This is a genomic window from Roseovarius sp. 10 (assembly GCF_033100315.1).
In the GTDB taxonomy this organism is placed as follows: domain Bacteria; phylum Pseudomonadota; class Alphaproteobacteria; order Rhodobacterales; family Rhodobacteraceae; genus M30B80.
The window spans coordinates 557,594-582,250 of the sequence record NZ_JAWLVH010000001.1 but is presented as its reverse complement, the minus strand read 5'-3'; the positions used below and the strand labels follow the sequence as shown (position 1 = coordinate 582,250).

At 56.5% G+C, this 24,657-nt stretch carries 26 protein-coding genes and 1 other RNA gene; 16 read left to right on the top strand and 11 right to left on the bottom strand.

Annotation, left to right across the window (positions count from 1 at the left end; all coding sequences use genetic code 11):
• Positions 1–15 precede the first annotated feature (15 nt).
• The 7 genes from RYZ18_RS02915 to rpsI all read left to right on the top strand — a co-directional run bounded on the left by RYZ18_RS02915 (position 16) and on the right by rpsI (position 5,310).
• On the top strand, positions 16–792 hold the full coding sequence (locus tag RYZ18_RS02915; protein WP_317654877.1) for an enoyl-CoA hydratase-related protein: 777 nt from the start codon (positions 16–18) through the stop codon (positions 790–792).
• Between the two features lie 113 nt (positions 793–905).
• A complete protein-coding gene (fabZ, locus tag RYZ18_RS02910; protein ID WP_317654876.1) occupies positions 906–1,388 on the top strand; it encodes a 3-hydroxyacyl-ACP dehydratase FabZ in 483 nt (160 codons plus the stop codon).
• Positions 1,388–2,188, top strand: a complete 801-nt coding sequence (gene lpxA, locus RYZ18_RS02905) for an acyl-ACP--UDP-N-acetylglucosamine O-acyltransferase (RefSeq protein WP_317654875.1) — start codon at positions 1,388–1,390, stop codon at positions 2,186–2,188. Before fabZ ends, lpxA begins: the two co-directional genes overlap by 1 nt.
• Positions 2,189–2,199: 11 nt before the next feature.
• Entirely contained in the window at positions 2,200–2,985 is a 786-nt protein-coding gene (locus RYZ18_RS02900) for an LpxI family protein (RefSeq protein ID WP_317654873.1), read from the top strand.
• Positions 2,982–4,169, top strand: a complete 1,188-nt coding sequence (gene lpxB / locus RYZ18_RS02895) for a lipid-A-disaccharide synthase (RefSeq protein WP_317654872.1) — start codon at positions 2,982–2,984, stop codon at positions 4,167–4,169. The genes RYZ18_RS02900 and lpxB overlap by 4 nt, the downstream gene beginning before the upstream one ends.
• Positions 4,170–4,338: 169 nt before the next feature.
• Complete coding sequence (gene rplM, locus RYZ18_RS02890; RefSeq protein ID WP_317654871.1) at positions 4,339–4,797, top strand: 50S ribosomal protein L13; 459 nt, start codon at positions 4,339–4,341, stop codon at positions 4,795–4,797.
• Between the two features lie 3 nt (positions 4,798–4,800).
• The gene (rpsI, locus tag RYZ18_RS02885) at positions 4,801–5,310 is read left to right on the top strand and encodes a 30S ribosomal protein S9 (protein WP_317654870.1); all 510 of its coding nucleotides are present in this window, start codon (positions 4,801–4,803) and stop codon (positions 5,308–5,310) included.
• Positions 5,311–5,407: 97 nt separating this feature from the next.
• Here rpsI and RYZ18_RS02880 read toward each other — a convergent pair whose 3' ends face one another.
• Complete coding sequence (locus RYZ18_RS02880) at positions 5,408–6,811, bottom strand: PAS domain-containing methyl-accepting chemotaxis protein (protein WP_317654869.1); 1,404 nt, start codon at positions 6,809–6,811, stop codon at positions 5,408–5,410.
• A 128-nt stretch (positions 6,812–6,939) separates the two neighbouring features.
• A complete protein-coding gene (locus RYZ18_RS02875; RefSeq protein ID WP_317654868.1) occupies positions 6,940–7,722 on the bottom strand; it encodes a glycosyltransferase family 25 protein in 783 nt (260 codons plus the stop codon).
• 226 nt (positions 7,723–7,948) lie between these two features.
• On the opposite strand from RYZ18_RS02875, the gene RYZ18_RS02870 reads away from it, so the two are divergent.
• From RYZ18_RS02870 to RYZ18_RS02860, 3 genes are read left to right on the top strand one after another with little or no spacing between them, the layout of a single operon-like run.
• A complete protein-coding gene (locus RYZ18_RS02870; protein WP_317654867.1) occupies positions 7,949–8,842 on the top strand; it encodes an ABC transporter permease in 894 nt (297 codons plus the stop codon).
• Positions 8,839–9,645 carry an ABC transporter permease gene (locus RYZ18_RS02865; RefSeq protein WP_317654866.1) on the top strand — a complete coding sequence of 269 codons (807 nt, stop codon included), beginning with the start codon at positions 8,839–8,841 and terminating at the stop codon, positions 9,643–9,645. The genes RYZ18_RS02870 and RYZ18_RS02865 overlap by 4 nt, the downstream gene beginning before the upstream one ends.
• A complete protein-coding gene (locus RYZ18_RS02860) occupies positions 9,642–10,730 on the top strand; it encodes an ABC transporter ATP-binding protein (RefSeq protein ID WP_317654865.1) in 1,089 nt (362 codons plus the stop codon). Before RYZ18_RS02865 ends, RYZ18_RS02860 begins: the two co-directional genes overlap by 4 nt.
• On the opposite strand, the gene RYZ18_RS02855 is transcribed toward RYZ18_RS02860, so the two are convergent.
• Positions 10,727–10,969 (bottom strand): sulfurtransferase TusA family protein, encoded by a 243-nt coding sequence (locus RYZ18_RS02855; protein ID WP_317654864.1) that lies wholly within the window; start codon positions 10,967–10,969, stop codon positions 10,727–10,729. The two genes, RYZ18_RS02860 and RYZ18_RS02855, sit on opposite strands and share 4 nt — an antisense overlap.
• Before the next feature lie 107 nt (positions 10,970–11,076).
• Here RYZ18_RS02855 and RYZ18_RS02850 point away from each other — a divergent pair, with 107 nt between their 5' ends.
• The 4 genes from RYZ18_RS02850 to RYZ18_RS02835 all read left to right on the top strand — a co-directional run bounded on the left by RYZ18_RS02850 (position 11,077) and on the right by RYZ18_RS02835 (position 15,385).
• Entirely contained in the window at positions 11,077–11,823 is a 747-nt protein-coding gene (locus RYZ18_RS02850; protein WP_317654863.1) for a cytochrome c biogenesis CcdA family protein, read from the top strand.
• A 52-nt stretch (positions 11,824–11,875) separates the two neighbouring features.
• Positions 11,876–13,048 (top strand): hypothetical protein, encoded by a 1,173-nt coding sequence (locus RYZ18_RS02845; RefSeq protein ID WP_317654862.1) that lies wholly within the window; start codon positions 11,876–11,878, stop codon positions 13,046–13,048.
• Positions 13,045–14,400 carry a cytochrome P450 gene (locus tag RYZ18_RS02840; RefSeq protein WP_317654861.1) on the top strand — a complete coding sequence of 452 codons (1,356 nt, stop codon included), beginning with the start codon at positions 13,045–13,047 and terminating at the stop codon, positions 14,398–14,400. The genes RYZ18_RS02845 and RYZ18_RS02840 overlap by 4 nt, the downstream gene beginning before the upstream one ends.
• Before the next feature lie 91 nt (positions 14,401–14,491).
• Entirely contained in the window at positions 14,492–15,385 is an 894-nt protein-coding gene (locus RYZ18_RS02835; protein ID WP_411567070.1) for a fructose bisphosphate aldolase, read from the top strand.
• On the opposite strand, the gene RYZ18_RS02830 is transcribed toward RYZ18_RS02835, so the two are convergent.
• The 7 genes from RYZ18_RS02830 to ssrA all read right to left on the bottom strand — a co-directional run bounded on the left by RYZ18_RS02830 (position 15,367) and on the right by ssrA (position 19,391).
• Positions 15,367–15,597, bottom strand: coding sequence for a ribbon-helix-helix domain-containing protein (locus tag RYZ18_RS02830; RefSeq protein WP_317654860.1), 231 nt, complete (start codon positions 15,595–15,597; stop codon positions 15,367–15,369). The genes RYZ18_RS02835 and RYZ18_RS02830 overlap by 19 nt on opposite strands.
• The gene (locus RYZ18_RS02825) at positions 15,594–15,791 is read right to left on the bottom strand and encodes a DUF4169 family protein (RefSeq protein WP_317654859.1); all 198 of its coding nucleotides are present in this window, start codon (positions 15,789–15,791) and stop codon (positions 15,594–15,596) included. Before RYZ18_RS02825 ends, RYZ18_RS02830 begins: the two co-directional genes overlap by 4 nt.
• Before the next feature lie 112 nt (positions 15,792–15,903).
• The gene (gene fumC, locus RYZ18_RS02820) at positions 15,904–17,298 is read right to left on the bottom strand and encodes a class II fumarate hydratase (protein WP_317654858.1); all 1,395 of its coding nucleotides are present in this window, start codon (positions 17,296–17,298) and stop codon (positions 15,904–15,906) included.
• 66 nt (positions 17,299–17,364) lie between these two features.
• Positions 17,365–17,925 carry a methyltransferase type 12 gene (locus RYZ18_RS02815; protein WP_317654857.1) on the bottom strand — a complete coding sequence of 187 codons (561 nt, stop codon included), beginning with the start codon at positions 17,923–17,925 and terminating at the stop codon, positions 17,365–17,367.
• A gap of 63 nt (positions 17,926–17,988) precedes the next feature.
• Positions 17,989–18,486 carry an SspB family protein gene (locus tag RYZ18_RS02810; protein WP_317654856.1) on the bottom strand — a complete coding sequence of 166 codons (498 nt, stop codon included), beginning with the start codon at positions 18,484–18,486 and terminating at the stop codon, positions 17,989–17,991.
• 79 nt (positions 18,487–18,565) lie between these two features.
• Positions 18,566–18,922, bottom strand: a complete 357-nt coding sequence (locus RYZ18_RS02805; protein ID WP_317654854.1) for a DUF4345 family protein — start codon at positions 18,920–18,922, stop codon at positions 18,566–18,568.
• Positions 18,923–19,037: 115 nt separating this feature from the next.
• Positions 19,038–19,391: a transfer-messenger RNA gene (ssrA, locus tag RYZ18_RS02800) on the bottom strand.
• 63 nt (positions 19,392–19,454) lie between these two features.
• Here ssrA and RYZ18_RS02795 point away from each other — a divergent pair.
• Positions 19,455–21,749, top strand: coding sequence for an AAA family ATPase (locus tag RYZ18_RS02795; protein WP_317654853.1), 2,295 nt, complete (start codon positions 19,455–19,457; stop codon positions 21,747–21,749).
• 131 nt (positions 21,750–21,880) lie between these two features.
• On the opposite strand, the gene RYZ18_RS02790 is transcribed toward RYZ18_RS02795, so the two are convergent.
• Entirely contained in the window at positions 21,881–22,924 is a 1,044-nt protein-coding gene (locus RYZ18_RS02790; protein WP_317654852.1) for an extracellular solute-binding protein, read from the bottom strand.
• A 282-nt stretch (positions 22,925–23,206) separates the two neighbouring features.
• Here RYZ18_RS02790 and RYZ18_RS02785 point away from each other — a divergent pair, with 282 nt between their 5' ends.
• Complete coding sequence (locus tag RYZ18_RS02785) at positions 23,207–24,622, top strand: cryptochrome/photolyase family protein (protein ID WP_317654851.1); 1,416 nt, start codon at positions 23,207–23,209, stop codon at positions 24,620–24,622.
• Positions 24,623–24,657: the final 35 nt, after the last annotated feature.

The following is a 24,657-nucleotide window of genomic DNA, read 5'->3' as shown; positions in this document are numbered from 1 at the left end:
TAAATTGAGGCGATCATGAACTACGAGCGGATTCTCTATGAATTGGATGATGGCATTGCGGTGATTACGCTCAATCGTCCCGATGTCTTAAATGCGCTCGACACGCAGATGCGGGCCGAATTGACCTATGCGATTGGTCAGGCGGGGGCCTCTGCGCGGGTTTTGGTGATCACGGGCGCAGGTCGCGCCTTTTGCGCGGGACAGGATCTAGGCGATGCGGGCCGTGTGGCTGATCTCAATCTTGAGCGGGTTTTGCGGGATGAATACATGCCGCTGATCTCGGCGATTGCCGATTGCCCGATCCCTGTGATTGCGGCGGTCAATGGCGTGGCGGCGGGGGCGGGTGCAAGCCTTGCCTTGATCTGTGATGTCGTCATTGCTGCCGAAAATGCGCGATTCATCCAAGCTTTTGCGCAAATCGGCCTCATGCCTGATGCGGGGGCAACTTGGGTTTTGCCCCGCCTCGTGGGGCAGGCCCGCGCCATGGGGGCAGCACTTTTTGGCGAACCTGTCACCGCGCGGGAGGCCGAAGCGATGGGGATGATTTGGCAAGCCACAAGTGAGGCCGAATTTGACGCCACATGGCGCGCCCGCGCCGCGCATTTGGCCAGTGGCCCCACACAGGCCTACAGTAAGATAAAATCTGCACTGCGCGCCTCGGCGCAACAGGGGCTTGAGGCGCAAATGCTGCAAGAAGCCGCGCATCAAGGCGCGCTCAGCCGAACGCGCGATTTCAAAGAAGGCGTTTTGGCCTTTAACGATAAGCGCAAACCCACATTTGAAGGGCGCTAAGGCCGCTTGCGCAGGCTTGCCCCAAGGGGCGCCAAAGTGCTAGGGATGCAAGGCCGCGGGGGGATGTGACCGTCCCACCCACGCAAGGCGGAATTTGATAAAGGAAGACCAAAATGACGGGCGAGACGCCGAAAGAGGCAGATATTCATCTGATCCAGCGGATTATTCCGCATCGCTATCCGTTTTTGTTGATTGACCGCGTGCGCGATATCGAAGGGTATCATTCGGCCACGGGCATCAAGAATGTCACCTTTAATGAGCCTCATTTTCAGGGTCACTTCCCATCCGCCCCCATTATGCCCGGCGTCACAATCATCGAGGCGATGGCGCAAACCGCCGCCGTGATGGTTGGGGTGGCTATGGATATGGCGGATCGCAATTTGCTTGTGTATTTCATGGGCATTGATGCCTGCAAATTCCGCCGCAAGGTTGTGCCGGGCGATGTGCTGGAGCTGAAAATCGAAACCACGCGCGGCAAGCCCGGTGGTAAGGTCTGGCGCTTTAAGGGGCAGGCCACTGTCGAGGGGGAAATGGCAGCCGAGGCTGAATTTACCGCGATGATGGATCTTGAGGGTGCCACGGGTGGGGCGGCGTAATGGCGATTGATCCTTCGGCCTCGATCCATCCATCGGCTGTCGTTGAAAGCGGGGCGAATATCGCTGCGGGCTGCCAGATTGGCCCGTTTTGCCATGTTGGCCCTGAGGTGACCTTGCATGAGGGGGTGGTGCTGAAATCCCACGCCGTGGTCACAGGATTGACCGAAATTGGCACTGAAACCGTGATTTTCCCCTTCGCGAATATCGGCGATATTCCGCAGGATTTGAAATATGCGGGTGAAAAGACGCAGCTGATTGTGGGCAAACGCAACCGCATCCGCGAAGGTGTGACCATGAATACGGGCACAGATGGCGGGGGTGGGATCACCCGTGTTGGTGATGACAACCTCTTTATGACAGGCGCGCATGTTGGCCATGACGCAATCGTGGGCAACCATGTTGTGGTGGCCAACCAATCCGCCATTGCAGGCCATTGCATCATTGAGGATGGCGTGATCATTGGCGGGCTTTCGGGCATCCACCAATTTGTGCGCATCGGGCGCGGGGCCATCATTGGCGCGGTCACGATGGTGACCAATGATGTTATTCCCTATGGCCTCGTGCAAGGCCCGCGTGGGGCCTTGGATGGTCTGAATTTGGTCGGCCTAAAACGCCGTGGCGTGGCCAAGGATGATATCACCGCATTGCGCGCCGCCTATCAGGCCTTGGCGCAAGGCGAAGGTGCATTTCAGGAACGCGCGCGCCGTCTATCAGAAGAGGCACCAAATTCCCAATATGTGCGGGATGTGGTGGATTTTGTGCTCAAAGGCTCGGATCGGTCATTCTTAACGCCGGGTTGAACGGGGGGATCATGCCAAAACGCGCAATCTTGGCAGGTGGGGGTGCCCTTCCGCAATCGCTGCTTGAGGCGGGGGACGCGATATTGGTCACCTTCCACGGCACGCCCGTGGACGCCCGCGCATCGCAGCAGATTGAGGCGCGGTTCGAGCAATTGGCCTCCCTGTTTGCGCGTCTGAAATCCGAAGGCGTGACGGAGCTGTGCCTTGCTGGTGCAATGCGCCGCCCCGTATTTGACCCCACCGCGCTTGATGCGGGCACAGCCGCGCTGATGCCACGCCTTATGGCGGCCTTGCAGCAGGGCGATGACGGGCTGTTGCGCGCCGTGATCGCGCTGTTGGAGGAGCAGGGATTCACCATTTGCGCCCCGCATTACATCCGCCCCGATCTTTTGGCGTCCGAGGGCGTGATGGTGGGCGAGGTCAGCGCGGCCTTGCAGGCCGATGCACATCGCGCTGCCGCCGTTTTGGCGGCCCTTGCACCCCAAGATGTCGGCCAAGGTGCCGTGGTGGCCAAGGGCCAAGTTCTAGCGATTGAAACCCTACCGGGCACAGATGCGATGCTGGAATTCGTGGCGCAGACCTGCCCCAATTCGGGGGGTATTCTGATGAAGCGCCCTAAGGCAGGACAGGATTTGCGCGTTGATATGCCCGGAATTGGCCCGCAGACGATTTCGATGATGCAAAAGGCGGGGCTATCTGGCTTGGTGGTGCAGGCAGGCGGCGCGCTGATCCTTGAGCGGGAAAAGGTTCTCGCCCGCGCGGCATCGGCGGGCATCACCCTATGGGCCGCGCCGTGAAACTGTTTCTCATTGCGGGCGAACCTTCGGGCGATGCGCTTGGGGCCAGCCTGATGGCGGGGCTGAAGGCCGCGCGTTCTGACATTGAATTCTCAGGCATTGGTGGCCCGTTGATGCAGGCCGAAGGGCTAAATAGCCTCTTTCCCATGTCCGATCTGTCGGTCATGGGGCTGGCCGAGGTGCTGCCGCGCCTTCGGCATTTGTTCAAGCGCCGCGATCAAGCGGCCAATGCAGTGATTGAGGGGCAGATTGACGCGCTTATCACTATAGACAGCCCCGATTTTTGCTTGCGCGTGGCAAAGCAGGTGAAGAAACGCGCTGCAAAGCTTCCTGTGATCCATTATGTCGCCCCAACTGTCTGGGCATGGCGGGCGGGGCGTGCGCGTAAAATGGCACGCTTTGTTGACCATGTGCTGGCGCTGTTCCCGTTTGAGCCGCCATTGATGCAGGCTGTGGGGATGGGCTGTGATTTTGTGGGGCATCCAGTCGCGCAGATGCCGCAAGCCGCGCCCGAGGACTGCAGCGCCTATCGCGCGGGCCTTGGTGTTGGGGCAGGGGATCCCATGCTGTTGATGTTGCCTGGTTCGCGGCGGGGCGAAATTGCGCGGCTTGGCCCCCGATTTGGGCAGGTGGCGCGCGGGTTCTTGCAGGCGCATCCACGCGCCCACATCGTTTTGCCTGCGGCCCCCGCCATTGCCGATGATGTCGCGCAGATGATGGCTGCTTGGGATCTTGGGCCAAGGGCGCACCTGCTCGACCCGCGGGCCGCGGGCGCGGACTATCCACATCAAAAATCCTGCGCTTTTGGGGCGGCGGATCTGGCGCTTGCGGCTTCGGGAACCGTGTCCTTGGAATTGGCTGCCGCAAAAACCCCGATGGTGATTGCTTATGATATGGCGCCGCTGTCACGGGTTTTGATGCGGTGGATGTTGAAAATTGACACGGTCACTTTGGTCAATTTAATCAGCGAAACCCGCCATATCCCCGAATTTTTGGGGAAGGGTTTTGAACCTGCGCCTGTTTTGACGGCGCTTGAGCGGTTGGTGAGCGATCAGACCGCGCGCAATGATCAAATCCAAGCTGCCGAAGTGAGCATGGCGCGGCTTGGGGCAGGGGATCGCGACCCAAAGGCCCGCGCGGCTGAGGCAGTTTTGCGGGTTTTGGGTAAGGAAATAGTGGGGTAAAATATAACCCCATATTTAAGCGATTGATTTTAAATAATTAATTAGAATTTGATCGCGCTAAAAAGGCTTGACCTTACCCCGTCTCTGCCGCATAAGCCTGCCATCTTTAACGGGGGTCGCACAGGCGGCCTCTTTTTTCGGTCAAAATCTAAGACCAAGGAACGTATACATGAAAACCTTTACCGCAACTCCTGCGGATATCGACAAGTCATGGATCGTGATTGACGCTGAGGGCGTTGTTCTCGGTCGTCTTGCCTCGATCATCGCCATGCGGCTGCGCGGCAAGCACAAGCCGTCCTTCACGCCCCATATGGATATGGGCGACAATGTCATCGTCATCAACGCTGAAAAGGTGCAGGTGACGGGCAACAAGCGCAACAAGCCAAACTATTGGCACACAGGCTATCCCGGCGGGATCAAGAGCCGCACCACAGGCCAGATCCTCGAAGGTGCGCATCCTGAGCGCGTTGTGATGCAGGCGGTCAAGCGCATGCTTCCTGGTGGCCCGCTGTCGCGCCGCCAGATGACCAATCTGCGCGTCTATGCAGGTGCAGCGCACCCGCATGAGGCACAAAACCCCACAGTTCTGGATGTAAAATCCATGAACAAAAAGAACACGCGGAGCTAAACCATGGCCGAGACACTCTCTTCGCTCGATGAGCTGAAAGGCGCCGTGGCTGAGGGCTCTGCCCCCGCCGCAGGTGCGACATCCATTTCCGTGGATGCCTCCCCCCGCGAGCCTGTGCGCGATGCGCTTGGCCGCTCTTATGCAACGGGTAAGCGGAAAGATGCGGTTGCCCGCGTCTGGATCAAGCCAGGCTCTGGCAAGGTCACCGTGAACGGCAAAGAGATCAAAACCTATTTTGCCCGCCCTGTGTTGCAGATGATCCTGCGTCAGCCTTTCTCTGTGGCTGGTGTGGAAGATCAGTTTGATGTGATGGCAACCGTCAAAGGCGGTGGCTTGTCAGGTCAGGCAGGCGCGGTAAAGCACGGCATCTCTAAGGCGCTGCAGCTTTATGATCCCTCCTTGCGCGGCGCGCTGAAGGCGGCAGGCTTCCTGACCCGCGACAGCCGCGTTGTGGAACGTAAGAAGTTCGGTAAGCGCAAAGCACGCCGCAGCTTCCAGTTCTCCAAGCGTTAATCTGGATCAACGCTTTTCAAGATTACAAAAAGGCCACCCGTTTGGGTGGCCTTTTTCTTTGTCCCTTTGACGCGTCCCCATTTTGTGCGCGCTCAATTTATATGGCGCGCGCATAGTCCTGTTGTGATGGCATCGGCCCGCTCTGTGCTGGATAGGCGCGATCATAGCCCTGTGTCGCCCCCCCAAGCTTGAAGAACTGCAATTCCCCCGTCAGGCCCGTTGCGGCTTGGGTCATGGCGCCGCTGTCTTTGACCAATTCTTCGGCCATCGTGGCATTTTCTTGGGTCGCGCGTTCCATATTGAAAATGGCGCTATTAATATCAGCAAGGGCGATGCTTTGTTCGCTGACACCCGCCACGATTCCATCGACCTCATGGGCGACTTGGCCAATATCTTCGAAGATGCGGCGCAGTTCGCTGCCTGTTTTATCGACCAAATCAACCCCGCCTGTGACATGGCGGCGGCTTTCTTCGATGAGGGTGCTGATTTCGCGCGCGCTATCGGCGCTGCGTTGTGCCAATTGCCGCACCTCCGAGGCCACGACCGAGAACCCGCGCCCTGCTGCGCCCGCGCGTGCGGCCTCAATCGCGGCATTCAGAGACAGCAGATTGGTCTGTGCCGCGATCCCGTCAATCACGGAAATGATTTGCGCAATACGATCAGAGCTTTCCTTGATTTTATGCATGGCGGCAACGGCATTAGCCACCACTGCCTCGCTCTCGCGGGTGCGGTCACGGGTGGAATTGGCCCCTGATAAAACCCGCCGCGCGGTGTCGACATTGGCCTTTGTCGAGGTGGTGAGTTCCTCAACCGCAGCAGCCGTTTGTTCGATCTGCGCGGCCTGTTCGGTGGCGCGATTTGCCAATGCATCTGCGGCGCTGTTGATGGCTTGACCCACCTCCTTCACCTCGCGGCTGACATCGGTTGCATTGCGCATCAGATTACCCAATTGCGTTGCGGCCTCATTATAGGCCACAGCCACCTTTGCCAGATCAGGCAGTTGGCTGAGGGCGACCCGCGCGGTTAAATCGCCGTCGCGCAAGGCAAATAGCGCCTCTGCGATTTCCTCGATTGCTGTGACGCGTTCGGTGATATCGGTTGCGACTTTGACAACACGGGTCAGGTTGCCGTTCTCATCCTTCACGGGCGCATAGGTGGCTTGGATCCAGATGGTTTGACCTGTCTTGGTGCGGCGTGGAAATTGATCCGTGAATATTTTGCCGCTCTTCAGATCATCCCAAAATTTCGCATAGGCCGCGCTGCGGGCATAGTCAGGATCCACAAAAAGGGCGTGATGTTTCCCCACCACCTCATCTAATCGATAGCCGAGTGTGGAAAGGAAGTTGTGATTAGCCGTAATGATAGTGCCGTCAATTTTGAAATGAATGACCGCTTGGGTGTCATTCACCATGGACAGGAGAGCCTGATCTGCGATGGCAGAAAGGCGGGCTTCTTCGCCATCAATATCATGCTGATGTGGTGTGGCGCGCTGTAGGGTCATGAAGGCATCCGTCATCTATATTCAGTTACAGATGATAACGAACAGCTTAAGGTTGAGTTTAGACTCTCGCGTAAAAAATATTTGATGCAAAGATTTTGAATCAAAGCTTTGATTTTGCTGCGATCATCTTATCGCAGAAGGCCAGTGCCCCATGCACGGAATAGTTGAAATAGCCGTATGATCAAGCGAGAGACTTCCAGCCATGCGCGATAGGGCAAAACCGTCAAATAGCGCCATTTGGGCAGTTTGAAATCCGGCCCTTGGTTTTGGATTTGCGTCACCTCGCCCGTAATTTGCGCGCAAGGCAGGGGTTTGACGAAAACCGCCCGCAGGCCTGCAAGATATTCGAGGTCAAACATAATGTCATAGGCCAACCGCATGGGCAGTTGCCGCACCAACCATTTGGCCGCGCGCCGATTGACCATATAGGCCCCCGCACCTTTTTCTCGGGTCAGGGCCACGGCCAGACGATAGCGCCCTGTAAGCCCGCTATAGGGAATGGCGCGGCCCGTATTCACAGTTGAAAGGCGCAGAATATCCCATTCGCCCGCGCGCGCGATCGCGGCCTGCATCACCTGCGTAAAATCAGGCTCGAATGTAATGTCATCCTCTAAGATCAACGCGTGATCCGCGTCACTGTTTAGAAATTCGCGCAAGGCCTCGATATGGCTGAGGTAACACCCAACCTCAGCGGGCGCGCGTCTGCGGCCATGCAGCAGGCGATAGGCCAAATCGCTGAAATCAGGATGCGGAAACTGCAGCATTTTGCCATCCACCGCCGCGATCCGCTGATAGGGCAGGCCAATCGCCCGAAGCCGCGCGTCAAGTTTGGCCAAGCGCGCAGGCGCGCGATCCAAATTGATCAGATAGGTTTTGACCTTATCAAGGGAGGCGCGTGCAGATTGGGGCATAGATATTATGATGGGCCTGTCAGTGTTGGTGAAAAAGGGGCTACAGGCTTGCCTGCGTTGGTGCAAGGGCCAAGGCGTAGGCAATGGTGCGGCACGACTGTGCAGAATATTCGCGCAAGCGCCCGATCTTGCGCCTTCACGCATCGAATCCCTTGCGCAAAGATTGATTTCTTCTAAAGGTCGAATGCTATGCACCCCTGATTAGGGGCGAATTTGGGGGATATAAATGGCCCGATCCTTTGATCTGGGAAGGTTCCTGCGCCGCGATGAGACCAAAGGAATGGTTCTGATCGCGCCCCCATTCATTTACGCGGTTTTGCTGCTGGCGGCGCCTTTGGCCGCGATTGTTTTGTTTTCCTTCTGGACGCAGGATTTCATGACGATTGATCGCAGCTTTACTTTGTCGAATTACCGCGAGGCCTTCACAGACCCGCTATATATGGAATTGCTGTCGCGCTCTTTGCGTATATCGTTGTCGGTGACGGCTATCACGGTCGTATTGGCCTTTCCCGTGGCCTATTTCGTGTCTTTCTATGTGGCCCCAGAACGCAAATCCTTGTGGTTGTTTTTGATCACAATCCCGTTTTGGACAAGCTACCTGATCCGCGTGTTTTTGTGGCGGGTGATCTTGGCCTATGATGGGCCCGTAAACGGCACATTGGTGGGCCTTGGTGTGATAGACGAGCCTTTGGCCTGGATCCTCTACTCGGCCAATTCCGTGGTTATTACGTTGGCGCATGCTTACGCCCCATTTGCGATTTTGCCGATTTTCGTCAGTCTTGAGAAAATAGATAGATCCTTGCATGAGGCGGGGCGCGATTTGGGAGAAAATCGCGTAATGGTGTTTTTGCGCGTCACATTGCCCCTTGCGATGCCGGGTGTTTTGGCGGCGGTTTTGATCGTGTTTATTCCGACAATCGGCGATTACGTCACCCCGCGTCTTGTGGGCGGGTCGGATGGCACGATGATTGCCAATATGATCCAAACACAATTCATGCGCCTCAATAACGCGCCGATGGGGGCGACCTTATCGGTTCTGGCAATGTTGATGGTGGGGTTTGTCTCGCTTGTGATGATCCTTGGCACATTGCGGTGGACACGCGGGGGCAAGTCGAAATGAAGGGGCAAAGCCTTAAGATCTATGTGATCCTTTATTTGGTGTTTTTATACGCACCGATTGTGCTTTTGCCTTTATTTGCCTTCAATTCGGGCACCGTCATCGCCTTCCCGTTGCAGGGCTTTACCTTTGGCTGGTTCATCGAGGTTTTCACCACCCAAGCCTTGGTTGAAGCCACGCGCAATTCCGTCTTTATCGCGGTTTCGGTTGCGGTCTTGTCGACCTGTTTTGGCCTGTTCGCGGCACGCGCGGCCACGCGGTATAATTTTCCTGCCAAAGGGGGAATTGTGGGCTTTGTCATGTTGCCCTTGGTCCTGCCCGAAATCATCGTGGCGGTGTCCTTATTGGTCGTGTTGATCCAAGCGGGGCTGTCCACGGGGATTTGGTCGGTGATTGCGGGCCATGTTTTGATCTGCACCCCGTTTTCAATTGCGATCCTGCAAGGCAGCTTTGCCAATATGGACAAAAGCCTGGAAGAGGCGGCTGTGGATTTGGGCGAAACACCGCTCAGCACGTTTCGCCTTGTCACTTTGCCGCTTGTCGCACCTGGGATCATTGCGTCCCTTTTGATCTGCTTCACGATCAGTCTGGACGAATTTATTATCGCCTTCTTCCTGTCTGGGAATGAGCCAACCTTGCCCGTTTATATCTGGGGTTTGCTGCGCTTTCCTGCGCGGGTTCCTGTGATCATGGCGCTTGGCACATTGTTGGTGTCGTTGTCGATTATTCTGTTGATCACTGCCGAATATTTCCGCCGCCGTGGCCTGCGCCGTGCAGGCAAGCGCGATGTTGGAGGGTTTTTATGACCAAGCAAGAGCCAATCATCCGTCTAGAGAATGTCCACAAATATTACGGCGATTATCATGCGCTGCGGGGCATCACGGCCGAAATCGGGCAGGGTGAATTCTTTTCGCTGCTCGGGCCATCAGGCTGTGGCAAGACCACGCTTTTGCGCGCGATTGCGGGCTTTGAGGAGATCTCCTCAGGCGCGATCATGCTTGGCGGCAAGAATATGGAGGGGGTGGCGCCAAACCATCGCCCCACCAATATGGTGTTTCAATCCTATGCGATTTTCCCGCATTTGAATGTCGAGCAAAACGTGGCCTTTGGTTTGCGAAAATCGGGGATGTCTACAGTGGATAAGACACGCGCCGTAGGGCAGGCCTTGGAAATGGTGGGCCTTGGGGGCTATGGCGCGCGCGCGGCACATGCGCTTTCGGGCGGGCAAAGGCAGCGTGTCGCCTTGGCCCGTGCCCTGATCCTAAAGCCGAAGGTTTTGCTTCTTGATGAACCGCTTTCGGCCTTAGACAAAAAAATGCGCGAGGTGATGCAGGTTGAATTGATCAAACTGCAACGCGAAGTGGGGATTACCTTTATCCTTGTGACCCATGACCAAGAAGAGGCTTTGGTCATGTCTGATCGCATCGCGGTGATGTTCGAGGGCGAGATCGCGCAATTGGATGACCCCGAGCGCCTGTATCGCCGCCCTGTCAGCCGTAGGGTGGGGGAATTCATCGGGATGATGAATTTCCTTGAGGGCAGTTTGGAACACTCGGGCGGTTTGTCTGTAGATATCGCGGGGCTTGGCCGCGCGGAGATCGCCCCCGAGCAAGTGGTTGGATCAGGCGCTGCGGGGGCCGTTTCTATTGGGCTGCGCCCTGAAACCTTGTCGATCCTCTTTGACGATGATCCCAAATCCGCGCGAACCGCCCAAGGTGTGGTGGATGAGGTCGTCTATTATGGCGATATGACCTATTATGATTTGCGCCTTGACGGGGCAGCGCGCCCTGTGCGGATTTCTATGCGTAATGTTGTAGGCCGCCCCGTTCTCGAGGTCGGCGCGCGCGCCCGCGTCAGTTGGGATCCCCGCGCGTTTACGGTTTTCACTTAACCGCGTTTTTCCACAAAAAACGTATAGGTGCCATTCTCTTGGTGAGATGAGATGAGGGCGTGGCCCGCCTCGGCACAAAAATGCGGCACATCAATCTGGGCCATCGCATCGGTGGCACAGAGCTTGACCACCGCGCCGATCTGCGCCGCCCGTATCGCCTTTTGCAGACGCAAAACAGGCAGAGGGCAGCGCAAATCGCGCGCATCAATTTCAATCTCATATGGGGGTTGGTCTTGCATGGGGTGTGGCTTAGCCTGCGGGCCTGCCTGCCGTCCACAAGAATGTGATCTCCCGCGCAGACAGGCCATGGGTGACGCAGGGGCAAAAATACCCTAAAGCCAAACTCATGTTCGGAATCGATTTATATGACGCATCGCTTTTGCCCGCGGTCTTAGTGGCGTTAACCGCAGGGGTGCTGAGTTTTCTCAGCCCTTGTGTGTTGCCCATTGTTCCACCTTATCTGGCCTATATGGGCGGGATCAGCCTAGACGAGGCTAAGGGGCGGGGACGCAATCGTGCGGTCGTTGCGGCCTTGTTTTTTGTTCTGGGCCTTTCGACCGTGTTTTTATTTTTGGGCTTTACCGCCTCGATTTTCGGCAAGTTTTTTCTGCAAAACCAAATTCTTTTGTCCCGTATCTCAGGCGCGGTTATCATCGTGTTTGGCCTTCATTTTTTAGGGGTTTTCCGTATCCCGATGTTGGATCGCGAAGCACGGCTTGATGCGGGTGATCGGGGCGGGTCTGCACTTGGGGCCTATGTTTTGGGCTTGGCTTTTGCCTTTGGCTGGACGCCGTGCATCGGCCCGCAGCTTGGCGTGATCCTGACCTTGGCCGCGAATGAGGCCAGCCTTGCGCGCGGCACAATCTTACTTGGGGTATATGCCGCAGGCTTGGGGATTCCGTTTCTGCTAAGCGCGCTGTTTCTTGAGCGTGCGATGGGGGTCATGGCGCGGCTCAAGCGCCATATGAAGCTGATCGAGCGGCTGATGGGCGCGCTTTTGATTGTCGTGGGGCTTGCCCTTTTGACGGGTGCGTTTTCCGCCTTTTCTTTCTGGCTTTTAGAGAATTTCCCAGCCCTTGGTTCGCTTGGTTAAAGGTTTCTTTTTCATATAGCAATTTTCACTCTTTCGGCGATAGTCTGGCCGCATGGATAGGGTGGGTCATATCGTGCGCCGTAGGGCGGTGTTCTTTGTGCCAGGGTTTGACCCTGCGCCGCCACGCGCCTTGCGCGAACGGTATCGCCGCGAGGCCGCGAAACAGGCCCGTCTCTCAGGCCATGTGATCCAAATCAGCGCGGATGGCAGCCACGCATGGCGCGTGGATGCGGTGATCGAGGGGCAGGAATGCGAAACACGAATTGAGGTTCTGGCATGGTCTGATTTGGTGCGCGCAGAAATGCGTGGGGGCGGTGTTTGGCGCAGTTTTGTTAATCTCACCCGTGCGGCGATGACCTATATTCGGGCTGGGGCGATTGCGCCCTTATTCTCGCTGCGCAAGGGGCCCGTGATTGCGATCTCTTACCCTGTCTTGGTGCTGCTGACTGAATTATTGGTTGCTGCGCTACTGGTGGGAGCAGGGGCACAATTTGGCCCCATTGGCGCGCTTGTTGGAGGCGTGGCAGGTTATGCCGCATTGTCACTGGCCGCCCGAAAAGACCCGATTTTTGCGCATTACCTGATTGATGCTTATGCCTATGCCGCGCGGGAAGATGGGGCTTACCCGCCCGCGCTTGAGGCGCGCTTGGCGGCGTTTCAGGCCAAACTCGCCGCCGCCTGTCTTGCTGACTATGACGAGGTTTTGCTGATCGGTCACAGCTCGGGCGCGTATTTGGCAGTGTCCTTAATGGCGGATTTGCGCCGCGCAGGAGGGGCGCATTCCGCGCTATCGCTGTTGACCTTGGGCCATGTCGTGCCGATGGTCAGCTTTTTGCCACGCGCAACGCGCTTGCGCGGCGATCTGGCGGCGCTAAGCACCGATCAGGCCCTGACATGGGTCGATATCAGCGCGCCTGCCGATGGGTGCTGCTTTGCGCTCTGTGATCCTGTGGCTGTGTCTGGCGTGGCCCCTGACAACCAATCTTGGCCGCTTGTCATTTCTGCCGCCTTTTCTCAAACCCTGACACCCGCCACATGGGCGGCGCTGCGGTGGCGGCTGTTCGAGACGCATTTTCAATATCTCAACGCGTTTGATGGGGGCGGGGATTATGATTATTTCGCGCTTACCGCAGGCGGGCAAAGTTTGGCTGCCCGCTATAGTGGGCGCACGCCATCGCCCTCGCGGATCACGCGGGCCGTGTCGCCGCATCGGGGTGTAACATGAACGCGCCTCTCCCCCCCAAGCCGCCCGCCCGCGCGGATCGGGTGGGCCTCCTCCAATATCTGCGGCTATTTCGCCGCGATATCCTGTCTGCGCAGCCCGCGCGCCTTTACCACGCATGGATGGCGGAATTTCGCACCCCGTTTTTCCGCTCTTACCTGCTGAACCAACCCGATTTGGTTGATTTGGTCTTGAAAGAACGTCCCGATGATTTTCCAAAATCTGATCGCATTTCCGAAGGCCTGCGCCCGCTTTTGGGGAATTCAGTATTCCTGACCAATGGTGAGACATGGAAGCGGCAGCGCCGTATCATAGACCCTGCCTTCGAGGGGGGGCGCCTGCGGGCCACATTCCCCGCAATCTGGGCCGCTGCCGAGGCTGCGGTGGCACGGCTGCCGCAAGGCGAGGTCGAGATTGAGGCGCAGACCAGCCACGCTGCGGCTGATGTGATCTTTCGCACCTTGTTTTCAGTTCCGATTGAGGATCAAACGGCCCAATCCGTGTTTCACGGGTTTCGCGCCTATCAAAGAACGCAGCCCTTGGTGAATTTGGCGGCATTTTTGCCATTTCCGCGATTTATGCCGCGATTTATGCCACGTGGCTTTGCAAAATCCACCAAACGGGCCGCGCGCGATATCCGCACCTTGATCGCGCGGATGACAGAAAAGCGCGTGGCTGAGATTGCCGCAGGGCAGGCCCCAGATGATCTGGCAACCAAGATTTTGACGATGCATGACCCGCAAACGGGGCAGGGCTTCTCGCCTGATGAAATGGTGGATCAGGTCGCGATTTTCTTTCTGGCGGGTCATGAAACATCGGCCAGTGCGTTGGCATGGGCCATATACCTTTTAGCACTTTACCCTGAGTGGCAGACCCGTATCGCCCATGAGGCGCGCGCCCTAGAGGGGGGATGTGATTTTGCGGTGCTGTCTCAGTTGCCCGTCACGCGCGATGTGTTTCGCGAAACATTGCGCCTTTATCCGCCCGTGCCCATGATGGTGCGCGAAGCCACGCGCCCCGAGCGGTTTCGAGATCGCGTGATCAAACGCGGGGCGCAATTGGTCATCTCGCCCTTTCATATCCACCGCCATACACGGCTGTGGGACAATCCTGATGAGTTTGACCCCACCCGATGGGAAAAAGGGCGCAGGCGGGGGCCGTATTTGCCGTTTTCAGCGGGGCCGCGCATCTGCACAGGCGCGGGCTTTGCAATGGTCGAGGGGGTTGTGCTCTTGGCTATGCTGGCCCGCGCCTATCGGTTCGACTTGATCGAAGGGCGCGCCCCTCCGCGCCCTGTGGCCCATCTCACCTTGCGCGCCGCCAATGGGATTTGGCTAAATATCACGCAGCGCTAACGGTAGCGATAACATCGCCCATGCCCCTATGCAGCCTTGTTTTATTGGCGTATGCAGCCAAAAGGCGCAGCTAGAAAAAGGCGGTTTTACGATGTTTGATATGTTCCAAGACATGCGCACGCGCATCATGACGGATGCAGGCTTTATCGCCGCTTTGGATCAATCGGGCGGCTCCACCCCAAAGGCGCTGGCGCTTTATGGCATCACGGAAGATGCTTATAGCAGCGAGGCGGAAATGTTTGCGCTGATGCATCAGATGCGCGCACGGATCATTATGGCGCGCGATTTCACCGCCGAGAAAATCCTAGGCGCGATCCTGTTCGAGCGCACCATGCGCGACACGATCAACGGCACGCCTGTGTCAGAACTTCTGTGGCGCGATAAGGGCGTAGTGCCGTTTTTGAAAATCGACAAAGGCTTGGAAGAGACACGCGATGATGTGCAGCTTCTTAAACCGATTTCGGGCTTAACGGCACTTTTGTCAGATGCGCGCGCCTTTGGCGTCTTTGGCACCAAGGAACGCTCGGTCATCCATGCCGCCAATGCTGGTGGCATCGAGGCGGTCGTGGCGCAACAATTCGATCTTGCGGCAGAGGTCTGCGCAGCAGGGTTGGTGCCGATTATTGAGCCAGAAGTGAATATTCACGCAGATACAAAATCCGAGGCGGAAACCCTATTGCGCGATGCCATTGCCCGCCATTTGGATCAACTGGCCGTTGGCCAGGAGGTGATGCTCAAGCTGACCATTTCAAATGAAGCAGGGCTTTATGATGGTTTGGCCGATCACCCCCGTGTCTTGCGGGTGGTGGCCCTGTCGGGGGGCTATAGCACAGATGACGCTTGTGCGCGCCTGTCGCAAAACCCAAAAATGATAGCAAGCTTTAGCCGTGCCCTGACCGAAGGCTTAAATGTGGCGCAATCCGATGCCGAATTTAACGCGGCACTTGGGGCGAATATTGATAAGATTTACCGCGCGTCTCTTTGAGCGCGCAGTTCCTTCAGGACAAATAATCTAATCGCCGTGGCAAGGCCCGAGGATAATCCACGGGCCTCGTCTATTTCTGCGGCTAGGGCATTCACCGACTGCCCGCGCGCAGCGGCAATGGCGCAGAATTCCTCCCAAAACGGATCCTCCAATGAGACGGAGCTGCGATGCCCGCGCAAGGTGAGGGAACGCTTTTTGGGGCGGTCAGTCATTCTGCATCATATTCTGAATCGGGGGTCAGTTTATGCTGATCCAACACTTCGCGTAGACGCGCCTCGCGCGTGGCGGCGAGTAATTTCTCAGCCTTTGATTGGCCAAATTTTACAGCATTTTCAGATGCCTGTTCGCGGTTCTTCATGCGTTGTTTTTCCTTGCGCGCGCGGCGTAGATTGATGATCTGGCTCATACTCGTCACTCTTTGCAAGGTGGCTATCTGGCGGTTTCATCAGTGATTTGGCAAGAAAAATGGGGTGCCTGCAAGAGGCACCCCATCATCCGTGATGAAAATGCAGCAGTGATTAGCCTTTGGGGCCAATCATATCTTCGGGGCGGACCACGCGGTCAAAGGTTTCCCCATCGACAAAGCCCAGATTAATGGCCTCTTCGCGCAAGGTGGTGCCATTCTTATGCGCAGTTTTCGCAACCTTGGTGGCATTGTCATAACCGATTGTGGGCGCAAGCGCGGTGACCAACATCAGGCTTTCGCGCATCAGTTTTTCGATCCGCTCGACATTGGCCTGTGTGTCTTTCAGCATACGCTCGGTAAAGCTATCGGCAGCATCCCCCAACAGCTGCATGGATTGCAGCAGGTTATAGGCCATCATCGGGTTATAGACGTTCAATTCAAAATGGCCTTGGCTGCCCGCAAAGGAAATCGCGGCATCATTGCCCAAGATATGGGCGCAGACCTGTGTCATCGCCTCGGCCTGTGTTGGGTTCACTTTGCCGGGCATGATCGAGCTGCCTGGTTCATTTTCGGGCAGGATCAATTCCCCAAGGCCAGACCGCGGGCCAGAGCCCAAGAAGCGCATATCATTGGCGATCTTATAGGCGGCCATCGCCGTTGTTTTAATCGCGCCCGACATAAAGACCATCGCGTCATGCGCGGCCAAGGCTTCGAATTTATTGGGCGCGGTGATGAAGGGCAGGCCCGTGATCCGCGCCATATTGGCCGCAACGGTGGTGTCCCAGCCTTTATCGGTGTTCAGGCCAGTGCCAACCGCTGTGCCGCCCTGCGCCAACTCGTAAATGCCCGGCAGGGCCATTTCGATACGGGCAATCCCATTGCGGATTTGCTGCGCATAGCCCGAGAATTCTTGCCCCAAGGTCAGCGGGGTCGCATCTTGGGTATGGGTGCGCCCAATCTTGATAATGTCTTTGAACTCCTTGGCCTTCGCCTCAAGGGCGGTGGCCAGTTTGTCGAGGCCAGGCAGCAATACATCGCGCGCGGTCATTGCGGCGGCGATATGCATGGCGGTGGGGAAGGTGTCGTTAGACGATTGCCCCATATTGCAATGGTCATTGGGGTGAACGGGAGTTTTCGACCCAATCACACCGCCCAAAATCTCAATCGCGCGGTTCGAGATCACCTCATTCGCGTTCATGTTGGATTGCGTGCCAGAGCCTGTTTGCCACACCACAAGGGGGAAATGATCATCAAGCTTGCCATCGATCACCTCTTGCGCGGCGGTGATCATGGCATCGGCCAAGTCCGCGGGCAGCTTGCCGCTTGCCTTATTCGCCTCGGCACAGGCGCGTTTGATCACCCCAAGGGCACGCACGATGGCAACGGGCTGTTTCTCCCACCCAATGGGGAAGTTCATCAGGCTGCGCTGTGTCTGCGCGCCCCAATAGCGGTCGGCAGGAACCTCCAACGGGCCAAAACTATCGGATTCGGTGCGGGTTTGGGTCATCAAAGATCCTCCAGTATGCTGTTGCATACCAAATAGGGCCTGCGCCGCTTAATCGCAACGGGGAATTTAGTGCATCGGCCTCGTAAAGCGATAGACGCGGGCAGGGGGCAGGTTGCGCCAAATCTTATCGCTGCGTGTCCATGACAGGGCCATCTCTTTGCGCAGATCGGCATTCACCGAAGGGTTTGGCCCATAGGTGAATTGCACAAAGCTGCCCTCGGGCGCGAGGCTGTTGAAACTGCCTTTGAGAATATCGCGCTGCACCTCGATGGGCATCGACAGGAGCGGCAGACCCGAGATCACGGCCTGCACATTGTTTAACCCCAACTTGTCGAGATCACAGGCGCTCATGTGATGGACATTCACCCCTGCAAAACTCTCGCGCAGATGGGTGCAAAAGTTGGGGTTCATCTCAACCGAATGCAGCATCTGCGGGGCAATGCCACGGCCCAAAATGGCGCGGGTGATATTGCCCGTGCCTGGGCCCAATTCGATCACGGGGCCTTTATTGGGATCAAGACCTGCAACCATCTCTTGGCACAGCGCCGCCGATGAGGGGGCCAATGCCACAACCTGATGAGGTTTTGACACAATCTGAGAGAGGAATAGGCGCAGATCTTTGTTCATACCGCATCCGATGCAGGGTTATTGTAATTTATTTATGTCGAATATGCGGGATGCCCACAAATTTCAGGTATTTTTTCTGAACCGATCCAGAGATACCACTTCGCCCTGCGCTTTGGCCCCTTTCGGGGCGGGGTCGGGGTCTGTGACGGGGTCATCCTCGGCGGGGGTGTCTGGATCAGGGGTGTCATCTTCGGCTTCCACCGATTCAAACCGCAGACCAAATTCAACCGAAGGATCAACAAAGGTGACAATCGCGTCAAAAGGCACGCGCAGCGCCTCAGGGTTGTCGCCAAAATTCAGAACGATGGAAAACCCGTCCTCATCCACCTCAAGCGCGTCATACCAATGTTGGATCACAATGGTCATTTCTGCGTCATAGCGCTCGCGCAGCCAATCGGCCATTTCCACATCAGGATGGCCCGTGGCGAAGGTGATGAAGAAATGATGGTTCCCGGGCAGGCCGTTATCCGCAACATCCTCTAGCACAGTCTGGATCAGCTTGCGCATCGCGTGATGCATCAAGCGACCATAGGGGATAGAGGCGTTGGAACTCGAACTCATCATCATTGCCTTTGCTGCATCTGCAGCCCCAAGCATAGAAGATTCGGAACGGAAAGAAAGCGCGGTTTTGGCCCGCGCCTCAGCTATTTGCGAGGATCAACCACGCGGCCAATCCCGCTTCGCAGCCAAAAAAGGTCAGGCTTTGACGCGACCACGCCTTGTCGCGCAGGATCGAGGTGATCCGACCAAGCGCCGCCCCCGCATAGGCCAATCCCACCACAACCCATGCCAGCGGGTCATTGATCAAGATCGCGCCCAGACCAAGGCCCACAAACAAACAGCCCGAGGCGGCAGAGACTTCGGTATAGGCCATATTGGTGGGGCCTGCGCGCATATCAAGCACATCCATCGTCCAACGCGTGGCCAACCACCCAAGCGCGCCAAGGGCGATGGTGATCGCGCCCGCCGCGAAATTTAGAATATCAACGATGCCCATCTGACCCTTCCAAGCCCTGTCTTTCCTCTTATTCGGTGGGGACGGGGGAGTGGATCACTTTTCCTTGCATTTGCAAGAAAATCTTTTCCGCGTCTTGATTGGAAATCGGGGGGGAAGTGCAGGCTTCTGTTGCCAGGTGCCTGCGGACCCCGCCTTACGCGGCTAGGCGCAAGGGCTTAGTTTCGGCGACCCGAACTGCTTACGCAGCCAGAGCCATTGCCGGAGCACGGTTGTCATTTGCAACTGTACGATTTGAACCGATAACGGTGGTATCTCACCGAGACAAAGCTAACCCCTTTAGACGTTCGTCGATCCTATTTCGGCCCCATGATCCGCAAATGACGGGGTATGGTGGAGCCGCCGGGTACCGCCCCCGGGTCCGATCCGCTTATTACGAGCGCGTTTATGTCCATAGCCCCCCGAAGGGAGCAGGTGGAATATAGGCGCTGTGGGGGCGGATGGGAAGGGGGGATGGAATGAGGATATAAAGTAACATACATTTTGTGTATGAAAAACGTTTAAGGATTTTGCAATGCAAGAGCGTTCGATCATCATTTCTAAGGTGTCGCAAATTAAAAATGCGGGCGTTTGGAAGAATTTCTCCGCTTCTGCGGAAGTTACTTTTGCGCCAAGAACCCTTCTCTATGGGTTTAACGGCTCAGGCAAGACCACTCTTTCAAGGTTATTTTCTTCGATTGAGCGGGGGGGGCTAGAGGTTCGGCTGCCTGCCGAAACGACTTTTAGCATAGAGACCTCAGACGGCACTGTGGTTACGCAAGAATCAACTTCAAATCCGTTTGGCAATAACTTGCTAGTCTTCAATACGGATTTTGTGTCGAGAAACTTTGAGTGGGATAGGAGCAGCACGAAGGGAATTGCATATCTTAGCGAAAAGAAAGTCGATGCCCGAAAAGAGTTTGATGAAGTAACGCCGAAACTTGCAGTCGCAAAACAGGAGGCTAAGGCTAAAGAAAAGGCGAAGGCCAAAGCTGATAAAGACTTATCGGACTTCAAAACTAGAGTGGCTCGCAACATCCGAGAAGTCGCTTCATCAAGCATATACACACAGTCCTACGACGCTCGAAAAATTCAAGGGCATTACTCCAAAGTATCCTTCGGCGCGGGAAGGAAGTTGTCCGAAGAAGAGCTGACAAAAAACCAAGAAGTGCTTGCTCAGCGGCAACCATTGCCAACGCTTTCGTTCTTCCCAAGCCTTCCTGCTAGCCTAATTGATTGGTTCACGGCTGGCAAAGCTCTGCTTGCTCAGAGCGTATCTAGCATCGCCTTGAAGGAGTTCGAAGCTCACTCTGATGCTCTTCGTTGGGTAGAAGAAGGGCTCCATTATTATGACGAACACAGTGTGAGCGATTGCTTGCTTTGTGGTAACGCTTTCTCTGAAGAGCGACGAGCGCAGCTCCGGCGTGTGTTCGACAAATCGTGGACAGAGGCTTTGCGCGTCCTAGAAGACGCTGTGAGGCAAGGGCAGGCACATCAACAAGCTCTTAGAGACCTCTATAGGTCTATTCCGAAGGAGGCAGAGGTTACCGCGGAAGAGCGGAAGGATTTTGTAGAGAACCGAGTGCTTTTTGAAGCCGCTATTAAGCAGCTTGGCCTTCATGTCGGGGAGCTTATCAAAGGGCTCGGCGTGCGGGCGGCAAACCCCACTAAAGAAGTCGCCATCACTGGAGACATCGCCGATTTCAACATTGAGGAGTGGGTGCAGAATTATATAGCCGTAGAGACCACTCTGACTGAAGTCGTTAAGAGGCATAACGAAGCCTTCACGACTTTTGCCGAAATGCAGGAGGATGCCTTCACGAAAATCGAAGCACACGTGTTGGCGACTAACCAAGGTGGTTGGAGCCGCTTCCAGAAGGCAGTGCGGGACGCTGAAGAGGAGCTCAAGGCTGCCCAAACAGACGAAAAGCGTCTTGCCGAACGTCAGCTAGAACTTCTCAACGATCTACAGGACAACGGTATTGGCGCGGACAAATTGAACGAGCTCATATGGGCCTACCTAGGGCATAAAGAACTTCGCCTAGTCGCCGAAGCTGGCGGCTATAAAATCCTTCGCCCGAGCGGAAAACCTGCAACAGAGCTCAGTGAAGGAGAGCGGACAGCGGTTTCCTTCTGCTACTTCCTAACACAACTTGCTGCCGAGGATCGCAAGGTTGAAGATCTCGTACTGGTCATTGATGACCCGATTTCGAGTCTCGATACCGCCGCTCGAACCCATGCCTATAGTCTGATGACCCGCATGACCAAGAAGTGCGCTCAGGTGATCGTTCTCACCCACAACACGAGCTTCATGAACATGGTGAAGCGCGAGTTTAAAACCCTTCAGAAGCGGGATGCCACTAAACAGGTGACCACGCTCTTGTCGCTCGACTGTCGGAATTCTGGCAATGGGGATGAGCGCGTGACCTCGCTGACCACTATGCACACGTTGCTGGTGAACTATGATAGCGAGTATCATTACCTCTTCAGTTTGGTTCGGGATGCAGCTCGCAAAGGGACGACAGATTATGTGTTCTTGCTTCCCAATGCGACTCGAAAGCTTTTAGAGATGTTCGCAACCTTCTGTTCTCCCGGACAGTCGAGTTTTGCAGGCGCGCTCATGGACCACCACGATACCGTGAAAGACAAGCTCGACGTTCGCGCCCTCGAGCGGCTCGTGCAAATTGAGTCACACGGCACAATAGACGGCCTTGGCACTCTGCCGAACCTTACTCTTGAAGAAGCTATTCGTGCGGCCGAAGCAGCCATAAGTTTCATCGAAGAGGTTGGGAAGGACCACTACACGAAGATGTGCGTGGCTTGTGGATGATGCGGTCACCTAAAGATACAAAACACTGATTTTTAATGCGGTCGATGACTTCACGGGCTGGCCCGAGTGCCCCCCAAACAAAAACGAGCGCCCTTTCGGGCGCTCGTCTCATGTCCACCATCTGACCTTAATCAGAAGCCTGCTTTGATCCGCACAAAGGCCTCGGCCTGTGCTTCGCGGCGGTCGTTGCTGATGGGCAGCTGTGCCAGAACGGGCACGGTCACTTCGCCCAAGCCATTGGCCTCGAGCGTTTCTGCGCCAAGGGCGGCAAGGGCCGCGCTATTGGCGGTGCCAAAGCCGCCATCCAGCAGGGGCTGTGCTGACACCTCGGACTGCATCGCGTTGACGAAGTCATAGGCCTTATCCTCGGACCCTGGTGCATCGGCCATATTCACATAGCCGCAGAGCCAGACGGATGTGCCCTCGACCGTGTTACGCTCGAACCCAACGGGGAAGCCTTCATCGGCTAATGCTACGGGCACCTCGTTCCATGCCCAAGCCACCAGAACCTCGCCCGATGCCATCAACTGGCCCAATTCGGCGGGGTCGGTCCAATAGGTGCGCAGGTTTTCGTGGATCGAACGCAGCCATTCGGTGGCAGCCTCGAACTCGGCATCTGTGGCTTTTGTCCAATCGGTCACGCCTGTCGCCAGATAGGCCAGCGCATAGGCGTCATCCACATTGTCAGGGATCGACAAGCGGCCTGCGAAGGCGGGATCAGTGAAGACCTGCAAGGAGGCCACCTGTTCGGCGGTCACTTCCTCGGTGTTATAGGTGATCGCGGTCGTGCCGTAATCGGTGGGCAGGAAGAACAATTCAGACGTGCCCGCAAGCACATCTTGGCCCACCAGGCTTGCATCGAGATTGTCAAAGGCCGCGATGCGGTTCTGATCCCATGGTTCGATGATGCCCGACTCTTGCCACCGCGGCACGGAGCCTGCGCAAATATGGGTCACATCAGATTTGAACCCAGAGACGAGACGCTGAAACGCTTCGTCCTCATCCCCGAAGAACACGAAGCTGGGGCTTGCGCCATGTTGGTCGATATAGGGTTGGTGGTAACCAGGTTCTTCAAAGCCCGAATAATCGAACACGGTCAATTCGCTATCTTGGGCGAGGGCCACACCAGACATCGCCATCAGTGCAACAGTGCTAAAGAGCATTTTCTTGGTCATAAGCAGCAATCCCGATCCTGTGAGTTAAGGGAAAAATCGCAACGGACGCTAGGGCGAAGCCAACCATCACGCAAGAGGATTCGCGAAATTCGCGCTTTGGGATCGGGCAAGTGCCAAAGCATTAAGCAGTTTGTGACCCGAGATTTTACCCCCCATACCTTGACCCGCCAGATGCTGCACTAGCTTGCACCCAAATGATCGGGTTGGGCCTTGTGACGCCGCCCCAAAACAGGAAATGCCAAGGCCAATCGCGCCAACGGCCAAAGATAAAAAAGAGGGGCCATGACAGACGCGCCTGTCCTATATTGGATCCGCCGTGATTTTCGCCTCAGCGATAATCCCGCGCTCGTTGCCGCCGCCGCCATGGGGCCTGTGATCCCCGTTGTGATTTTGGATGACAGCATTGATCAGATGGGCGCGGCCCCCCGTTGGCGCTATGAAATGGGGCTGCGCGCCTTGGCCCGCGCCTATCATGCGCAGGGTCTTGATCTGGTGATCCGCAAGGGGGCGGCTGATGCGGTCTTGGCGGATCTTGTGGCCACGACTGGGGCCAAGGCGGTGCATTGGAACAGGCTCTATGACCCCCATGCTCGCGCGCGCGACAGTGCCATCAAGACCGCGTTGCGCGATCAAGGCATCGCCGCGCAGAGCCATAATGGCCATCTCCTGTTCGAGCCATGGGAAGTGCAAACAGGGCAGGGCGGGTTTTATCGCGTCTATACCCCCTATTGGCGCGCGGTGATGGGGCGTGATGTGGCGCGCCCCTTGCCTGTGCCCGCCTTGCGCGGGGTCGATCACGCGCTTGACAGCCTATCGGCCGAGGATCTGAACCTTGCGCCGCAGATGCGCCGTGGCGCGGGCGTTTTGGCGCGCTATGCGCAAATCGGGGCCGAGGCCGCCCAAACCCGTCTGGCGCAATTCCTCGGTGACAAGGTGGCCGCCTATAAGGACAAGCGTGATTTTCTCGATCAAGACGCCTGTTCTAACCTGTCCGAGCATCTCTCGCTTGGCGAAATCAGCCCGCGCGAGATTTGGCATATGGGGTGGGAGGCACATCGCCATGGTGCGGCGGGGGCCGAGCATTTTGTGAAGGAATTAGTTTGGCGCGAATTCGCCTATCATCTTCTCTATCATTCGCCCCAGATTGCGACTGAGAATTGGCGCCCTGACTGGGACAGTTTCCCATGGGCCACCGACCCTGATGCCCCGCAGGTTCAGGCGTGGAAACAGGGACGGACAGGCATTCAAGTGATCGATGCTGCGATGCGCGAGCTGTATGTGACGGGGCGCATGCACAATCGCGCGCGGATGTTGGTGGGGTCCTATCTGACCAAACATATGATGTGCCATTGGAAAATTGGGCTTGATTGGTTCGCCGATTGCCTGATTGATTGGGATCCCGCCGCCAATGCAATGGGGTGGCAATGGGTTGCGGGCTCTGGCCCTGATGCGGCCCCTTATTTCCGCATCTTCAACCCAGAAACCCAGGGCGAAAAATTCGACAAGCACGGGCGGTATCGGGCGCGCTGGATTGCTGAGCTATCAAACCCTGCACCGCAAACCGCGCTTGATTTCTTCGAAGCCGCGCCGCGGTCGTGGAATTTGCAGCCCAAAATGGGCTATCCCACCCGCCCAATTGTGGATCTGGCCGAGGGGCGCGCGCGGGCGCTTGCCGCATATAGCGCGCGAAATTCTTAACACATGCAACGATGAGATGAATTCGCTTGAGCCTG

Excerpts from the sequence above, each read along its gene's own strand:
- rpsI (WP_317654870.1), top strand. The coding sequence starts at position 4,801 with ATGGCCGAGACACTCTCTTCGCTCGATGAGCTGAAAGGCGCCGTGGCT.
- RYZ18_RS02810 (WP_317654856.1), bottom strand. The coding sequence starts at position 18,486 with ATGAGTTCGAGTTCCAACGCCTCTATCCCCTATGGTCGCTTGATGCAT.
- RYZ18_RS02870 (WP_317654867.1), top strand. The coding sequence starts at position 7,949 with ATGGCCCGATCCTTTGATCTGGGAAGGTTCCTGCGCCGCGATGAGACC.
- fabZ (WP_317654876.1), top strand. The coding sequence starts at position 906 with ATGACGGGCGAGACGCCGAAAGAGGCAGATATTCATCTGATCCAGCGG.
- RYZ18_RS02860 (WP_317654865.1), top strand. The coding sequence starts at position 9,642 with ATGACCAAGCAAGAGCCAATCATCCGTCTAGAGAATGTCCACAAATAT.
- RYZ18_RS02790 (WP_317654852.1), bottom strand. The coding sequence starts at position 22,924 with ATGACCAAGAAAATGCTCTTTAGCACTGTTGCACTGATGGCGATGTCT.
- RYZ18_RS02855 (WP_317654864.1), bottom strand. The coding sequence starts at position 10,969 with ATGCAAGACCAACCCCCATATGAGATTGAAATTGATGCGCGCGATTTG.
- RYZ18_RS02880 (WP_317654869.1), bottom strand. The coding sequence starts at position 6,811 with ATGACCCTACAGCGCGCCACACCACATCAGCATGATATTGATGGCGAA.
- RYZ18_RS02815 (WP_317654857.1), bottom strand. The coding sequence starts at position 17,925 with ATGAACAAAGATCTGCGCCTATTCCTCTCTCAGATTGTGTCAAAACCT.
- lpxA (WP_317654875.1), top strand. The coding sequence starts at position 1,388 with ATGGCGATTGATCCTTCGGCCTCGATCCATCCATCGGCTGTCGTTGAA.
- RYZ18_RS02900 (WP_317654873.1), top strand. The coding sequence starts at position 2,200 with ATGCCAAAACGCGCAATCTTGGCAGGTGGGGGTGCCCTTCCGCAATCG.
- RYZ18_RS02875 (WP_317654868.1), bottom strand. The coding sequence starts at position 7,722 with ATGCCCCAATCTGCACGCGCCTCCCTTGATAAGGTCAAAACCTATCTG.
- RYZ18_RS02785 (WP_317654851.1), top strand. The coding sequence starts at position 23,207 with ATGACAGACGCGCCTGTCCTATATTGGATCCGCCGTGATTTTCGCCTC.
- rplM (WP_317654871.1), top strand. The coding sequence starts at position 4,339 with ATGAAAACCTTTACCGCAACTCCTGCGGATATCGACAAGTCATGGATC.
- RYZ18_RS02845 (WP_317654862.1), top strand. The coding sequence starts at position 11,876 with ATGGATAGGGTGGGTCATATCGTGCGCCGTAGGGCGGTGTTCTTTGTG.
- RYZ18_RS02915 (WP_317654877.1), top strand. The coding sequence starts at position 16 with ATGAACTACGAGCGGATTCTCTATGAATTGGATGATGGCATTGCGGTG.
- fumC (WP_317654858.1), bottom strand. The coding sequence starts at position 17,298 with ATGACCCAAACCCGCACCGAATCCGATAGTTTTGGCCCGTTGGAGGTT.
- RYZ18_RS02830 (WP_317654860.1), bottom strand. The coding sequence starts at position 15,597 with ATGACTGACCGCCCCAAAAAGCGTTCCCTCACCTTGCGCGGGCATCGC.
- RYZ18_RS02850 (WP_317654863.1), top strand. The coding sequence starts at position 11,077 with ATGTTCGGAATCGATTTATATGACGCATCGCTTTTGCCCGCGGTCTTA.
- RYZ18_RS02825 (WP_317654859.1), bottom strand. The coding sequence starts at position 15,791 with ATGAGCCAGATCATCAATCTACGCCGCGCGCGCAAGGAAAAACAACGC.
- RYZ18_RS02835 (WP_411567070.1), top strand. The coding sequence starts at position 14,492 with ATGTTTGATATGTTCCAAGACATGCGCACGCGCATCATGACGGATGCA.
- RYZ18_RS02865 (WP_317654866.1), top strand. The coding sequence starts at position 8,839 with ATGAAGGGGCAAAGCCTTAAGATCTATGTGATCCTTTATTTGGTGTTT.
- RYZ18_RS02805 (WP_317654854.1), bottom strand. The coding sequence starts at position 18,922 with ATGGGCATCGTTGATATTCTAAATTTCGCGGCGGGCGCGATCACCATC.
- RYZ18_RS02795 (WP_317654853.1), top strand. The coding sequence starts at position 19,455 with ATGCAAGAGCGTTCGATCATCATTTCTAAGGTGTCGCAAATTAAAAAT.
- RYZ18_RS02840 (WP_317654861.1), top strand. The coding sequence starts at position 13,045 with ATGAACGCGCCTCTCCCCCCCAAGCCGCCCGCCCGCGCGGATCGGGTG.